Source organism: Streptomyces sp. NPDC088910 (assembly GCF_044749865.1).
Taxonomy (GTDB): domain Bacteria; phylum Actinomycetota; class Actinomycetes; order Streptomycetales; family Streptomycetaceae; genus Actinacidiphila.
The window spans coordinates 728,784-742,927 of sequence record NZ_JBIVIV010000002.1; the positions used below are offsets into that span (position 1 = coordinate 728,784).

Annotated in this window: 10 protein-coding genes; 6 read left to right on the plus strand and 4 right to left on the minus strand. The window is 73.9% G+C overall.

Features of this window, described 5'->3' with window-relative positions; translation table 11 throughout:
* Both ACIP4Z_RS07715 and ACIP4Z_RS07720 read right to left on the minus strand, forming a co-directional pair.
* On the minus strand, positions 1-1,422 hold the full coding sequence (locus tag ACIP4Z_RS07715) for a hypothetical protein (protein ID WP_401305788.1): 1,422 nt from the start codon (positions 1,420-1,422) through the stop codon (positions 1-3).
* Positions 1,422-2,825, minus strand: a complete 1,404-nt coding sequence (locus tag ACIP4Z_RS07720; protein WP_401305790.1) for a hypothetical protein — start codon at positions 2,823-2,825, stop codon at positions 1,422-1,424. Before ACIP4Z_RS07720 ends, ACIP4Z_RS07715 begins: the two co-directional genes overlap by 1 nt.
* 209 nt (positions 2,826-3,034) lie before the next feature.
* Between ACIP4Z_RS07720 and ACIP4Z_RS07725 the strand changes: the two genes are divergently transcribed.
* Together ACIP4Z_RS07725 and ACIP4Z_RS07730 are read left to right on the plus strand one after the other, a co-directional pair.
* Complete coding sequence (locus tag ACIP4Z_RS07725; RefSeq protein ID WP_355340088.1) at positions 3,035-3,460, plus strand: hypothetical protein; 426 nt, start codon at positions 3,035-3,037, stop codon at positions 3,458-3,460.
* Between the two features lie 153 nt (positions 3,461-3,613).
* The gene (locus tag ACIP4Z_RS07730; RefSeq protein ID WP_401305792.1) at positions 3,614-5,077 is read left to right on the plus strand and encodes a hypothetical protein; all 1,464 of its coding nucleotides are present in this window, start codon (positions 3,614-3,616) and stop codon (positions 5,075-5,077) included.
* A 72-nt stretch (positions 5,078-5,149) separates the two neighbouring features.
* On the opposite strand, the gene ACIP4Z_RS07735 is transcribed toward ACIP4Z_RS07730, so the two are convergent.
* On the minus strand, positions 5,150-5,779 hold the full coding sequence (locus ACIP4Z_RS07735) for a class I SAM-dependent methyltransferase (RefSeq protein WP_355340094.1): 630 nt from the start codon (positions 5,777-5,779) through the stop codon (positions 5,150-5,152).
* A gap of 288 nt (positions 5,780-6,067) precedes the next feature.
* Between ACIP4Z_RS07735 and ACIP4Z_RS07740 the strand changes: the two genes are divergently transcribed.
* From ACIP4Z_RS07740 to ACIP4Z_RS07755, 4 genes are all read left to right on the plus strand, one after another.
* Positions 6,068-7,225, plus strand: coding sequence for a beta-propeller fold lactonase family protein (locus ACIP4Z_RS07740; RefSeq protein ID WP_355340097.1), 1,158 nt, complete (start codon positions 6,068-6,070; stop codon positions 7,223-7,225).
* 726 nt (positions 7,226-7,951) lie between these two features.
* Positions 7,952-9,208: an NtaA/DmoA family FMN-dependent monooxygenase gene (locus tag ACIP4Z_RS07745; protein ID WP_401305795.1), complete on the plus strand. Its 1,257-nt coding sequence runs from the start codon at positions 7,952-7,954 to the stop codon at positions 9,206-9,208.
* A 97-nt stretch (positions 9,209-9,305) separates the two neighbouring features.
* Positions 9,306-10,421 carry an LLM class flavin-dependent oxidoreductase gene (locus tag ACIP4Z_RS07750; RefSeq protein ID WP_401305796.1) on the plus strand — a complete coding sequence of 372 codons (1,116 nt, stop codon included), beginning with the start codon at positions 9,306-9,308 and terminating at the stop codon, positions 10,419-10,421.
* A gap of 195 nt (positions 10,422-10,616) precedes the next feature.
* Positions 10,617-12,017 (plus strand): PLP-dependent cysteine synthase family protein, encoded by a 1,401-nt coding sequence (locus ACIP4Z_RS07755; protein WP_401305798.1) that lies wholly within the window; start codon positions 10,617-10,619, stop codon positions 12,015-12,017.
* Between the two features lie 170 nt (positions 12,018-12,187).
* Here ACIP4Z_RS07755 and ACIP4Z_RS07760 read toward each other — a convergent pair whose 3' ends face one another.
* Positions 12,188-14,101, minus strand: a complete 1,914-nt coding sequence (locus ACIP4Z_RS07760; protein ID WP_401305800.1) for a hypothetical protein — start codon at positions 14,099-14,101, stop codon at positions 12,188-12,190.
* Positions 14,102-14,144: the final 43 nt, after the last annotated feature.

Genomic DNA, 14,144 nt, shown 5'->3' on the forward strand with positions numbered 1-14,144 from the left:
TCAGTAGTCCTCACCCGTGGTGGTGGCGGCGACGATCTCGGCGAGGAAGGGGGCCGAGGGCGTGGCGCGGGCCGACGCGTCGTACGGCGCCGTGCCCTCGGCCGGTCGGGCCGCCGCGCTCACGAGGCGGTCCCGGACCAGCGCGCGGACCGCCTCACGGTCGGCGTGGCCTTCCGGGCCTGGACCGGGGTCGAAGCCCGGCAGCAGTACGGCGACCTCGAAGCGCGGCGTCAACTCCCCTGCGGACAGGCCCGGTTCCAGATCCGCGCGGCCGGTCCACACGTCGTCCCGCCTTGTGAGGGGCGCGCGGACCGGGAGCCCGCCGTTGACCCGTACCTCCGCGACGAGGGGCGCGCCGCCGACGGGCGCCGCGATGTGCGCGACGACCTCGACCTCGATCCGGCGCCGCCCGCCGAGCGCGCGCGCCGTCCAGGACACCGCCGACTCGGCGGCGTCCACGAACCCGGGCGGGTAGCGGCGCCAGTCATTGGTCCCCGTGCCCCGGGCGATCACCCGGCCGCCGACGGCGAGGGGTTCGCCCGCCGCGAGGGTGTAGCCGAGGCGGGAGGCGAAGAGCGCGCCGGGGGTGAGGGGCGCGGGTGCCGTACGGTCCGCGTCCAGGTCCGCGTCCTGGTCCGCGTCCTGGTCCGCGTCCAGCTCCGCGCGGAGGCGGCGCAGCTCCGGTCCGTCGAGACCGGCGGCGTCGGCCGCGCCGTCGATCAGCCGCAGCACGCTCTCCAGGTGACGCGCGGTGTGCCCGGACCGCGGCTCCGCGCGCCACCACCGGACGAGCGGGTCGAGAGCGGCCTGATGGTCCTCGATCAGTTCCGCCACGCAGTCGTCCGGCTGGTCCCCGCGGTCGTCGAACAGCTCCTGGCACCGGTGGGTGAGCGCGGCCAACTCCAGCCCGAGGACGTCCGGTTCGAGCGCCGGAATCCCGTCCGCGTACGACGCCGGCCACCACCGGGAGGCCCAGTGCCCGAAGGCGAGGCGGGCGGCGGCGTCCGCCAGAGCGGTTCCGTCGCCGGTCACCCGCGCTGGTGCCGGGCCCGCGACCGTGTCCCCGGCCGCCTCGCCTGTCGTCTCCCCGGCCCCCTCTCCGCCCGCGCAGGACCGCACGGCAGCGGCGGCGCGCTCGCCGTACACCGCCCAGAGCCATTGCTGCGCGCGCTCCACGTCGTCCACCTCGGCCACCGGCAGGACCGGGTCCCCGAGGACGGGCCAGAGCAGGACCGCGCCCGCGACGTCGAGGACGGCTTCGGTGAAGCCGGGGCCGGAGCCGGGGCCAGGGCTGGGGCTGGGGTCTGGGACGAGCGGGTCGCCGCCGTTGTCGGCAGGGGAGCCGGGGGAAGGGCCGGGACCGGCGGTGATCCGTACCGTCCCGTCCTCGCCCCGCGTGACGTAGAGGTCCGCGCCCGCCATCACGCGCTCCTCGGCTCGGCCGCTTCCGCGGCGGTGCCCGCCGACAGGCTCCGCAGCGCCGACCTCACCCTCGCGCGGTGGTCCATCATCACCGAGCGCGCGACCCCGTCGAGCACCGCCCAGGCCGCCCCGGCGTCCGCCAGCGGCGCCCCGTGGACGTCCCGGCCGTGCAGCCGCACCCACAGCCGCCGCATGTACGCGGCCCACGGCGCGCGGAGGTCGTGCGCGAGGGCGTCCAGGACCCCGCCGTCCGGGTCGGGCCGGGGGGAGACCGTCATCCTGCGGGCGCGCAGGACCGAAGCCTCGCGCCGCCAGCGGCTGTTGACGGCCCGGTGCGCGGCCGTCCGCCCCAGCGCGGATTCGCCGCTGCCCAGCGGGTCGAGGCCGACGGCGAGCCGCCCGCCGAGGACCGCGGCGACCCGCAGGCTCTCGTCGTACAGACCGAGCGGGGCGCAACCGCGGCCGACCTCCCGGTCCACGAGGTCCGGCACAGCGGGCAGTTCGTCGCGCCGGGCCGACGACTGGAGGACGACGAAGAGCCGTTCGAAGAGCGTACGGTCCAGGGGCGCGGGAAGCGTGGCCGTCGAAGCGCCCCGTCCCACCTCGGGACACGGCGGCGACTGCCGTGCGGTGAGCCCGAGATGAGGCGGCAGATCGGCCCGGCCCCACACCCCGTCGCCCGCGTCCGCCGCCCACAGCGCCCGGCCGAAGGACGCGCCGTGGCCCGCCTCGACCATGGCCGCGTACCGCGCCGAATTCCGCGACCGGTCAGGGGCGTTGCTGCCGCCGTTGCCGATGCCGCAGGACTCCAGCACCTCGGCCGCCGCGACGGCCGCCGTGAACGCGTCGGCGGCGGGGGCCGGTTGACGGCTCTTCCAGCGGGCGGCCAACTCCCGTTCGAGCCGGGCGCGTCGGACGCCGTCCGCCAGGTGCTCCTTCAGCGCCTCCACCGTGCGTCCGCCGGCCGTGTCGGCCACGTCCTCCACGACGTCCCTGGCCACCGCGTCCGCACCGGCCGAGGGCGGCCCATGTTCCGTGGCCAGTTCGAAGCAGCGCTGGAAGTACAGGTCCTGGGGGTTGCCGGCCACGACGCCCAGCGCTCTGCGGGTCCTCTTGAGCAGCGTGAACCACCGCGCCGTCGCCTCCAGCCGCCCGCCGGACTCCCGGATCAGCGCCTCCAGCCGCGCGGCCTGCTCCGGCACGAGGAAGTCCGCCGCGAATTCGGGGTGCAGCGCCGGCCGGACGATCAGCGGCAGCACGATCAGCTTGACCGTCCTGGTCAACGGCGCCCCGCCGGGGCCGCTCAGCGATTCCAGCCCGGGCCCGAGGGCACGCCACGCCCGGTCGATGACCATGGCGCGCGCTCGGGCCGGGGCGCCGGTCGGCTGGCTGGCAGGCGGCATGTGAGGAGCGTACGTCGTACGGAATCGGGCTGGCGAACCTGGGATCGGTAGGTGTTCCCGGCCCCCTAGCGTCCCTGTCGTCAGCCCGTCGACCCCCGTCTCCGTACCGCACCGGGTGCGCGTCGGGCGTGCACAGGACGTGCACAGACCGTGCACAGGGCGTGCGCCGGGCGGCACGGGACCGGGCATCACCAGAAGGAGCAGCCGTCATGGGAATCTTCAGGAAGCGCCGCCAGAGCCGCGAGGAGCGGGCGGCCGAGATCGCCGGCAAGGTGGCCAGCGGCAAGGGCTTCTACGGCCGTACCACCCGCGCGTTCCTCGGCGAGGAGGACTTCAGCCGGGTCCAGCAGTCCATCGGGGCGTACAACTCCGGCCTCGACGTACAGCAGTTGCTCGCGGCCGGGGCGCCGACCACCCCCGCCGTGGTCGTGTCGATCACCGACACCGGCAGGCTCGTCAACTTCGACCCGGTGGTCGACCTGGTCCTCCAGCCGAACGGGACCGCCGACCGGATCGCGCTCCAGACCATCGTCTCCAAGCTGCGGATTCCGCGCGCCGGGGACCAGGTGCTGCTGGTGGCGGACCCCGCCCGGCCCGGCGGCTACCTGTACGCCGGGGACGGGGTCACGCCGTGAGGGCCGCCCGTACTCCGGCGCCGTGCCCCGTCCCGGTCCCGACGCCGATGCCGACGCGCCCGCCGATGCCGACGCGCCCGCCGACGCCGTCGCGCCCGCCGACGTCCGCGTCCGCGTCCGCGTCCGCGTAGGAAACTCTCCGGGGAGGGTCACATGCGGAGCTACGCCGGTGCGTTCATCGGCAATCTCCTCTTCACCGCGATCTGCTGCATCGCGGGCCCGTTCTTCCTGCTGATGGGGCTCCAGATATGGCACAGCGGGACCGACCGGGGCGCCGCGCTGGTCTGCCTCGGCGTCGGCCTGGCCGGCACGGTCACGATTCCCGTCGCGGCCTACACGTCCACGCGGCAGGGGTTCCCCCGGATCACGCGCCGGGACCGGGCGAAGGACGCGAGTGTCCGCTACGACGACGACACTCTCGTGATGCTGACGCCGGAGTCCCCCAAGGGCCCGGCGCGGGCGTGGCTGGCGCGGGCCGACGTCCTGGAGGCGTCATTGGTGCGCTACAGCCCCGACGGCGAGGCCACCTTCACGAAGCACTTCGGCAACTACACGCCCGACGAGTTCACGCCGCTGATCCGGCTGAGGCTGCGGGTGCACGGCGTCGAGGGCGCCGACCCGTTCGAGGTCACGCGGGAGTGGCGGGTGCCGTCCATGTGCCTGTCCGCCGTGACGGCCGGGCGCCTGGTCGTCCTCATCCACCCGGCCCCTGCCGCCGGGCCTTCCACCGGGCCTTTCGCCGGGCCTCCCGGCTCCTCGGACGCCGTCCCCGGCACAGCCTCGGACGCCGCCCCGGCCACCCCCGGCGAGATCACCGCCCAATGGCCGCGCAGCCTGCTGCTCGCGGGGACGAGGACCAGTCGGCTGCTCGACCTCGACGGCCACCGCACCGACGTCACCCGGCGCCCCGGCCGCCTGCTGGAGCAGATGCGGATCTCACGGGCGGCCGGAGGAGTCGTGATGACCGGCGACACCATCGACCTGCGACGACTGGACCCGCACACGGCCGGACGCTACACCGCCCTGGCCGAGCGAATCCGCGCCCACCCCGAGGACCGCGCACCGGTCACGGAACCGGGGGAGGAGTCCCGCTGGATCGTGGACGAACTGCCCGGCCCCACGGGCGAGTTCGGCTCCTCGGGCCGCCGCTGGTCCCGCCGTGGCGGCCACCTGATCCGCGCCCGCTTCGTCGAACTGCGCGGCACGACCACCTTCCAGGACCACGGCCCGGTCCTCGACACCGTCGTCCGCGTCCAACCGGAGGACGGCACACCGCCGTTCGACGCCGCCCGCCGCCTGACCCTCCCGATGAACTACCTCGCCGTCCTCCACCGCACCCGGGACGTCGTCCTGTGCGTCGCCCCGCGCGGCACGTCCTACGTCGTCGACTGGCCCCGCACCAACCTCCTCGCGGGCGTCACCCCCGCCAAGGTCATCACCCCCGACTCGGCCGAACTCCCCCTCACCGGCCGCCCCGACCTCATCTGGCCCCTGATGACCCTCCTCGCCGCCCACGGCCTGTCCGCCCCCGCACCCACCCTCGACCTCCGCCGCCGCCGTATGGCCCCCATCGCGCCGTTCGCCCTGCGGATCCTGGACTCGGCACCTCCCCGCTGACCCGGCGAAGTCGGCGCGGGCCTCCCACCGCGCCGCCTCCGCCGGGGCAACCGCCCTTGCCGGAAACAGCCGTTAGAGGCGGCGGCCCAGCAAGTGGGCGTCGAGGAAGCCCCGTTCGGAGGCCGGGTCGTGGACCAGGCGGGCGAGGTTGAACAGCCCCGCCCCGGCGAGGAGTTCGGCGAAGCGGTCCACCGGCCAGCTGTAGGCGGGCGTGACCTTGTGGTCGAAGCGGACCGGCTCCGGCCCTTCGGTGGCGAAGAAGGAGGCCATGAGCAGGCCGCCCGGGGCCAGGACGCGTACCTGTTCCGCGAGGAGCGCGGGCACTTCCTCCGGCGGGGTGTGGATCATCGAGTAGTGCGCCAGCACGCCGCCCAGTGCCCCGTCCTCGACCGGCAGCGCCTCCATCCGCGCCTCGTCGAACCGCAGCGCCGGATGAGCGCGCCGGGCGTGGCCGACCATGCCGGGTGAGAGGTCGAGTCCGAAGGCGTCCAGCCCCAGGTCGTGCAGCATGGCCGTCATGTGCCCCGGCCCGCAGCCGAGGTCGGCCGTCCGCACGTTCCCCGTCCCGCGCACCAACTCGGCGAAGGTGCCGAGCATGCCCCGCGCGAACGGCTGCGTCTCCAGCCGGTCGGCGAACAGCGACGCGTACAGCTCGACGACCCCGTCGTAGGCCGCCCTGGTCCCGTCCTGGTGTTCCGCCACGCGAAGGAAGCTAACACCTCCGCCACCGCCGCCGCCCCCGTGTGACAGGCCCCGCCCGGCGCTCACGGACGGCCCCGCCCGGGCCTCAGGGGCGGCCCCGCCCCACCCCGTCCACCTGGACTTTTACGGGCCTGGGGCCGTTCGACTGGGCCGCTCACCACAACGGCCGAACCTGGCCCCGTCGGTCACGGTTCGTGTCCGCCGCCGGCCCGATCCTGGCGGCGGACCGCATCTGCCCAGGCCGTGGGCAGGGGGCCATCTCGCCGACCCAGCTCCCGAAGGGGAACGATGAAGCGCATTCTCTCGCTCACTCACGCCGCCTGGACCGCCGCAGCAGTGGCGGGCTCCATGGCGGTGTTCGCCCTCCCGTCCGCGTCGGCGGCGGCGTCGCCCGCCCCGTATCCCAGCGGTTCCGAGGGTCCGGTGTTCGTCCAGACGGACAACACCGCCCACAACGAGATCGTCGCCTACCACCGCGCCCCCGACGGCTCCCTCAGCCGACGCGGCACCTTCGCCACCGGCGGCAAGGGCGGTGTCCTCGACGGCTCGGTGGTCGACCACCTCGCCTCGCAGGGCTCGCTCGTCCACGACTGCGCGCACCACCTGCTCTTCGCCGTCAACGCGGGCAGCGACACCGTCACCGTCTTCTCGGTCGACGGCGAGAGGCTCCACCGCGAGCAGGTCATCACCTCCGGCGGACGTTTCCCCGTCAGCCTCACCGTCCACGACGACCGGGTCTACGTCCTCAACGCCCGCGACGGCGGCTCCGTCCAGGGCTACCGGATCGCCGGGGGCAAGAGGCTGGAGCGCGTCGGCGGGTGGAGGCGGGAGCTCCACCTCGACACCACGACGGCGCCGGAGTTCACCCACACCCCCGGCCAGGTGTCCTTCACCCCCGACGGGTCCCGACTGATCGTCACCACGAAGGCCGGCGGCAGCAGCGTCGACGTCTTCCGCGTGAGCCCGTCCGGCGCCCCGTCCGCCCGTCCCGTCGTGAACGTGGAGAACGGGGCGGTCCCCTTCGGCTTCACCTTCGACAGCCGTGGCCGCCTGGTCGTCACCGACGCGGGGACCAACGCCGTGCTGACCTTCGCGGTCCGCGAGGACGGCCACGTCGTCCGGCTCGACAAGGTGCTCACCGGCGAGCAGGCCACCTGCTGGATCTCCCGCGCCGGGGACCGCTTCTACGCCTCCAACGCCGGCAGCAACGCGGTCTCCGGCTTCCGGCAGACCCGCCGGGCGACGCTCGAACCGCTCGGCACCACCGCGACCGGCGCGGGTTCCACGGACTCCGCCGTCACCCCCGACGAGCACTTCCTGTACGTCCAGACCGGCGGTACGGGCGGTGTCGACGCCTTCCGCGTCGAGCGGGACGGCTCGCTCCACAAGGTCGGCACCGTCATCGTCCCGGACGCCGTCGGCGGCGAGGGAATCGTCGCCCTGTAGAGGCCAGGACCGCTCGTAGAGCCCGGGACCGGCTGTAAAGCCTGGCACCGGCTGTAAAGCCCAGGACCGCCTGTAAAGCCTGGCACCGGCTGTAGAGCCCGGGACCGCCCGGAGAGTCACCGCCGGGCGGCACCCGAACCGGAGCGCGCCGCGCGGCACGGGCCCGCCGAAGCGGCTTTTCGGCGGGCCCCACGGCGTTCTCGGCGGTGACGACCGCCCGCCGCCGCCCGGGGGGGGTCTTGACAAGGCCCGCCACCTGGCACGTACGTTCATTCCGCACCGTCAACCCGCATCACGCGGCCGGAGCGTTCTCCCGGCCGCGTCGCTGTGCCCGGCTTTCACGGCCGGGCCGATCGGAGTCGTCGTGAAGGGATCGCGCGCCGTATCGGTCGGGGCCGCCCTCCTGCGGCCCGGCCGGACGAAGCGTCGGCACGTCGATCTGTGCCGGATCCACACCACGCTCTGTCGCTGACGATCCGCCGTCCACGACGGCTTTCTCCCCCTCTTCTCCGGGTACCGCCGCGCGTTTTCGCGCGCCTCCGCACCTCGCGGCAGCACGTCCGCACCCCGCGGCAGCACGTCCGCGCACAGGGGCGGGCACCCGCGCTGCCCGTAGGCCCGCGCCGGAGAAGACCCCGATCCTCAGCCACATGACGCACCGGTGCCGTCGCCGCCGGTGAGAAGGGACGACCTGTGAGCGCGCAGCCTCCGAGGACGCTGAAGACCGTGACCGGGGCCGGCGGTGTGTCGGAGACGTACGACCTGGCCGTCGATCCGGAGCGGTCCACCCTGGACACCGCCGTGCGGGTCGCGGCGCTCGCCGAGGCGGCGCGGATCGACGCGCTGTTCACCGCCGACCTGCTGAGCTTCGGCGCGCAGGGCGCGATCGGCTCGCAGGAGCCGCTGGTGTTCGTGTCGGCCCTGAGCCAGGTCACGTCGCGGATCGGCCTGATCGCGACCGTGTCGAGCACCTTCCACCACCCGTACAACCTGGCGCGCCTGTTCGGCACGCTCGACCACGTCAGCAACGGGCGGGCCGCGTGGAATCTGGTGACCTCCTCGCTCGGCGAGGAGAACTTCGGCCCCGGCGCGCTGCCCAGCCCCGAGGAGCGTTACGCGCGCGCCGCGGAGACGCTCGAGGTCGTCAACGCGCTGTGGGACAGCTGGAAACCGGGCGCGCTGACCCGCGGGCCGGACGGCGCGGCAGTGCTGGACCCCGCCAAGGTCCGGCCCGTCGACCACCGCGGCCCGTACTTCTCGGTGGCCGGTCCGCTGAACATCCCGCCGCTGCCGCAGCGCCGCCCGGTGCAGTTCCAGGCCGGACAGTCCGAAGCGGGCCGGGCACTGGGCGCGCGGTACGCCGAGGTGGTGTTCACCTCGCTGCCCACGCTGGACGTCGCGCTGGACTTCACCCGCCGCATCCGCGCCCAGGCGGCGGAGTTCGGCCGCCCCGGCGGACTGCCGCTGATCTTCAGCTCCTTCCACGCCACCTACGGCGCGACGGAGGAGGAAGCGCGCCGACTGGTGCGCGAGCGGCGCGAGTCGATCGACTTCGAGCGCGGCCGGGCGCAGGTGGCCGACATGCTCGGCGGCGGCGTCGACCTCTCGGAACTGCCCCTGGACGCGAAGCTGCCGGACAGCCTGCTGCCGGACGTCACGTCGGTGAACCGGCGGCGCGGCCGGGTCGACATCTTCGTCGGATACGCCCGACAGGGCTACACGCTGCGGGAGTTGATCGTCGCCGCGCAGGACACCGGCCACTGGGCCGCCGCGGGCACGCCGGAGCAACTGGCCGACGCGGTCGAGGAGCGCTTCCGGGCCGGAGTGCTGGACGTCATCACGCTCGGCGGCCTCGCCGACCCGCGCGAGCACGACTTCGTCGTCAACGGCCTGCTGCACGAGCTGCGCAAGCGGAAGGTCGTCGCCGAGGACTACGCCGGGAGGACGCTGCGCGAGAACTTGGGGCTCGAACTGCCCTCGTGAGAAGCCCGGTTCGCCTTCCGCTCCCACCGACTGTCACCGCTTGTCACCGAATTTGACCATCTGCCACCGCCCGTCCACCCCGACGAAAGGCCCTGCCGTGCCCGTCGAATTCCTCGGTATCGCCGCCACGAACGACGGCTCCGAGACCACACCGCGCAGCGGCGCGTCCTTCGACAAGGACTACACGCTGCGACTCGCCCGCGCCCACGAGGACCACGGCTGGGACCGGGTGCTGTTCGCGTACAGCTCCGCCTCGCCGGAGCCCGGTACGGCCGCGGCGTACATCGCCGCGCGCACCGAACGCCTGGAGATCCTGCTCGCGCACCGCCCCAACGTGTCGTATCCGACCTTCGCCGCACGGGAGTTCGCGACCCTCGACGCGATCAGCGACGGCCGGCTCGCCGTGCACTTCATCACCGGGGGCAGCGACCACGAGCAGCAGCGCGAGGGCGACGTCCTGAGCAAGGACGAGCGGTACGCGCGCACCCGTGAGTACATCGAGATCGTCAAACGCGTGTGGACCGAGCACGAGGCGTTCGACCACGAGGGCGCGCACTACCGCTTCCGCGACTACGTCTCCGACGTGTTCCCGGTGCGACAGCCGCACCCGGACGTCTCCTTCGGCGGTTCGTCGCCCGCCGCGTACGCCACCGGTGGCGCCGTCGCCGACATCTACGCGCTGTGGGGCGAGCCGCTGGCCGAGACCGCCCAGCAGATCGAGGCGGTGAAGGCCGCCGCGCTGGCCGCAGGCCGCGGCACCCCGCCGCGTATCCAGGTCGCCTTCCGGCCGATCATCGCGCCCACCGAGGAACTGGCCTGGGAGAAGGCGCACCGCACGGTCGCCGCCATCGAGCAGCGCCGGGCGGCGGGCGCGTGGCGGCGGCGCGGCGGCGACGCCCCGCAGAACACCGGTTCGCAGCGGCTGATCGGCATCGCGGAGCAGGGCGAGCGCTACGACCGCGCGCTGTGGACCCGCACCGCGGCTGTCACCGGGGGAGCGGGCAACTCCAACGCCCTGGTCGGCACGCCGGAGACCGTCGCGCGGGCGCTGCTCGACTACATCGACCTCGGCGTCGATATCATCTCCGCGCGCGGCTACGACCTGCTGGGCGACGCCATCGACTTCGGCCGCCACGTCATTCCGCTGGTACGGGCGGAGGTCGCCCGGCGCGACGCCGAGCGGGCGGCGGGGCCGGTGCCGGCGGGGCGGTGACGGCACGGCTGTGACGGCAAGGCGGTGACGGCAGGCACCGGGCGGATCGGCGGATCGGCGGATCGGCGTACGAGCGGGACGACGTACGAGCGGATCGGCGTACGGGTGTGCGGGCCGTGCCGCTGACCCCGCTCCCGGGGTGCGCGGTCCGTACCGCCGACCCCGCTCCCGGCGCCCACCACTCAAGGAGATCGCATGGCCAGATACGAGTCGGTGCTCGACGCCATCGGCGGGACACCGTTGATCCGCCTCACCCGCGCCGCCGAAGGACTGCGCCCGCGCGTGTACGTCAAACCGGAGTGGCACAACCCCGGCGGCAGCGTGAAGGACCGGGCGGCGCTGTCGATGCTCCGCAGGGCGGAGGCCGACGGCTCGTTGCGTCCGGGAGGCACCGTGGTGGAGGTGACCAGCGGCAACACCGGCATCGGCCTGGCGCTGGCCGCCGCCCACCTCGGCTACCGGACGGTGGTCTTCACCGGCTCCGCGACCTCGCGCGAGAAGCGGGACCAACTCGCCGCCTACGGAGCCGAGGTGCGGCTGGTCGACGCCTTCGTCCCGCGCGACCACCCGGACAGCATGCGCTCGCAGGGCACGCGGTTCGCCGCCGAGACGCCGGGCGCCTGGTTCGTCGACCAGTACGACAACCCGGCCAATCCGGCCGCCCATTACGCCACCACCGGCCCCGAGATCTGGACGGACACCGAGGGCGCGGTCACCCACTTCGTCGCCACCGTCGGCACCGGCGGCACGATCTCCGGGACCGGCCGTTACCTCAGGGAAGTGAGCGGAGGCCGGGTCCGGGTGATCGGCGCGGACCCCGTCACCTCGATGTACGCGGGCGGCGACGGCAGCCAGAAGTACATCGAGGGCGCGGGCCACTTCCTGCACCCCGAGGCCACGGCCGACGTCTGGCCGCTCGCCCTCGACTCCGCCGTGATCGACCGCTACCTCGCCGTCGGGGACCAGGACGCGATCGACGCCGTGCGGCGGCTGGCCCGTACCGAGGGCATCCTCGCGGGCGGCTCGTCGGGCGTCGCGCTCGCGGCGGCCCTGCGGGTGGCCGAACACCTCACCGAGGACGACACCGTGGTGGCCCTGCTGCCGGACTCGGGCCGGGCCTACCTGTCGACGTACTTCAACGACGACTGGCTCACCGCCAACGGCTTCCGAGGCCCGGCCCCGGCCGACGGCCCGACCGTCGGCGACCACGCCACCCCGGCGCCGGTGGTGGAGCGGGACGAGGACCCGGCCGACGCCGTACGGCGGCTCACCGCGGACGGCCTCGGCGACGACGACGTGGTGCTGGTCGCGTACCGCCGCGACCGCCGCCTGCTGGCCCCCCACCCCACCGACCTCCTCGGCTGGACCACCCCCGCCCGCCTCCGCACCGCCCCGACCGTCGCCGAATCCGCCCAACCCCTCGCCCCCCGCCTCGGCGCCGCCCTCCCCCTCACCGCCCCCGCCGTCACCGACTGGCCCCCCTCCGCCGCCCCCATCGCCCCCGTCCTCACCCAAGGCCGCGCCACCCACACCGTCCCCCGGCACTCTCTGCGCACCCCATCCGAACCCGCCCCGTCATTTGATCTGAGCGGATGAGTGAGGAGTCGCCACCACAGGTGTTCTCCAACCGCTGGGCTGACGCGGCCGGTCCGAGCGGGCCCGGTCCGTCCCGCGACCGATGCGGGTGCATCGAGCGGACCGGTACGGGACCGCGGCGGGCCGCCCCCAGTTGCCGCCGTCGCGGTAACTGCTCGGACCGGAGCCGCCTACTTCACGCGGACGTAGGTCTCCGGGCCGTTGGAGTCGATGTGGCGGCTGTCGGAGGTGAACCACACGACGACCCAGGTGCCGCTGCGAGTCGACTTGCCGCGCAGGTGGTAGGCGCCTTTGGAGTCGGTCTTCACGCGGGTGACGTAGTGCCAGGTCTTGCTGCCCGCGGGCCGGAATTCCAGGTACGCGTAACTGCGGGAGATTCCGGACCACTTGCCGGAGGTGCTCCGCTGCTGGAGGTGGCCGCCGAAGGTGACGTAGGTGTTCTTGCGCACCGTGGTGCGGCTGGGCTTGCCGCCGGTGACGCGGGTCGGGGTGCGGTAGATCTTGACGGCCGCGCTGTAGGAGGGCGAGAAGTCCGGGGTGCCGGGGAAGTACGCCCGCCAGTAGCCGTTCGCCTGGCCGCCGTAGGTCGCGTAGGTCATGAACTCGTCGCCGGGGAGGCCCTGGCGGCCGATCCGGGTGGTGCCGACGGTGTGCCAGGACTTGCCGTTGGACGAGTACTGGATCGTCATGGAGTGCGTGTTGTTCGCGAACTCCGATCCGTACAGGTCGAGATGGCCGTCGATCACCGCCTCGCCGTACTCGTCCTCGCTGACGCGGAACGGGGTGACGCGGCTGGGCGTCGGGATGTGCACGTGGACCGGCGTCGTGCTGTTGTCGGTGGGCAGGAGGAAGGGGTCGTAGTTCCAGTAGTTGCAGAAGTAGTACGAGCCCGCGGTGCCGGTCGTGACGGTGAAGGTGCCGTCGGCCCTGGTCCTGGCCGTGGCGTCGAAGTACGCCGGTCCCTGGGTGTAGATCTTCTGGCCCGGCGTGCCCACCCACGCGGACCCGGCCTTCCGCTCGTACACGCCCGTGATCGTGGTCCGGCCGCCCCGGGGGACGTTGACGTCGGTCTTGCTCAGGACGCGGATCCGGGTGGTCTCCGCCTTCGCCCGCACGGTGAGCGGGGTCTGGTCGCTGCCGTCGAGGAAGTACGGGTAGCCCGCGGTGGCGGTGCCGTCGGCGCCCGCCGTCCGGTAGGTGACGTCGCCCTTCACCGTGACCGGCGCGCTGACCCGCCCGTCCGCCCGCGCGGTGGCGACGGCGACCGTATCCACACCGCCCCCGAGGTCCGGGTTGGTCAGGTCGACCGACACACCGGCCGGGTCGAGCGCCGCGCCCGTGCTGGGGTCGGTGACGGTGACCGGGGCCGAGACGGCGTACGAGCGGTGCTCGTAGTCCACCGAGCCGCGGTCGGCCGAGAGCTTCCCGACGGACACCTGCGCCGCGTACGTGAACTGGCCCGCGTCCGGGAAGTGTTCGACCTCTCCCCGGCTGTCCGTGATGTCCACGGAGATGTCGTAGACGCCCATCGCGGGAAGGGCGATGCGCTGCGCCGCCGTCCGGTCGTTGTAGAGGTACGGACTGGTCACGAAGGCCGATGTCGTACCGGCGTCCGGCGCGTCCGCGGGCGCACCGTGCGGACGGTAGTGCGCGGTGATGCCCGCGACCGCCGAGGTGTCGCTGTACACGGACACCGAGAGTTTCCAGTGGTCGGACCAGGAGTTGCCGACTCTGTACACCTGGAAGCGGTGCGGGGGCGGGGTGGTCTCGGCCGGGTCGGGCGTCCCGCTCCCTGACGGCTCCGGACTCGCGGTGTCCGTGGGCGTGGGTGTGGGCGCGTCCGTGGGCGGGTCCGTAGGCGCAGGCGGGTCCGTGGGCGTGTCGCCGACGGTGCCGGTGGGCGTGGCGGTGCCGGTGGGCGTGCCGGTCGCGGTGGCGGTCGGCGTGTCCGTCGGACCGGGGCTCGCCGCGCCGGACGGGCTCGCGGTGGCACCCGGCACCGCGTCGTACGGCGCCGCCGTCCCGGAGTCGGCGGCGGTCGCCGGAAGCGCGAGCGCGGCCGTCAGCAGTGCGCCGGCCGTCACGGCAGGCAGAAGAGCGCGAAGTCTCACTCGGTGTATCCCCCCA

Excerpts from the sequence above, each read along its gene's own strand:
- ACIP4Z_RS07740 (WP_355340097.1), top strand. The coding sequence starts at position 6,068 with ATGAAGCGCATTCTCTCGCTCACTCACGCCGCCTGGACCGCCGCAGCA.
- ACIP4Z_RS07725 (WP_355340088.1), top strand. The coding sequence starts at position 3,035 with ATGGGAATCTTCAGGAAGCGCCGCCAGAGCCGCGAGGAGCGGGCGGCC.
- ACIP4Z_RS07730 (WP_401305792.1), top strand. The coding sequence starts at position 3,614 with ATGCGGAGCTACGCCGGTGCGTTCATCGGCAATCTCCTCTTCACCGCG.
- ACIP4Z_RS07755 (WP_401305798.1), top strand. The coding sequence starts at position 10,617 with ATGGCCAGATACGAGTCGGTGCTCGACGCCATCGGCGGGACACCGTTG.
- ACIP4Z_RS07715 (WP_401305788.1), bottom strand. The coding sequence starts at position 1,422 with ATGGCGGGCGCGGACCTCTACGTCACGCGGGGCGAGGACGGGACGGTA.
- ACIP4Z_RS07720 (WP_401305790.1), bottom strand. The coding sequence starts at position 2,825 with ATGCCGCCTGCCAGCCAGCCGACCGGCGCCCCGGCCCGAGCGCGCGCC.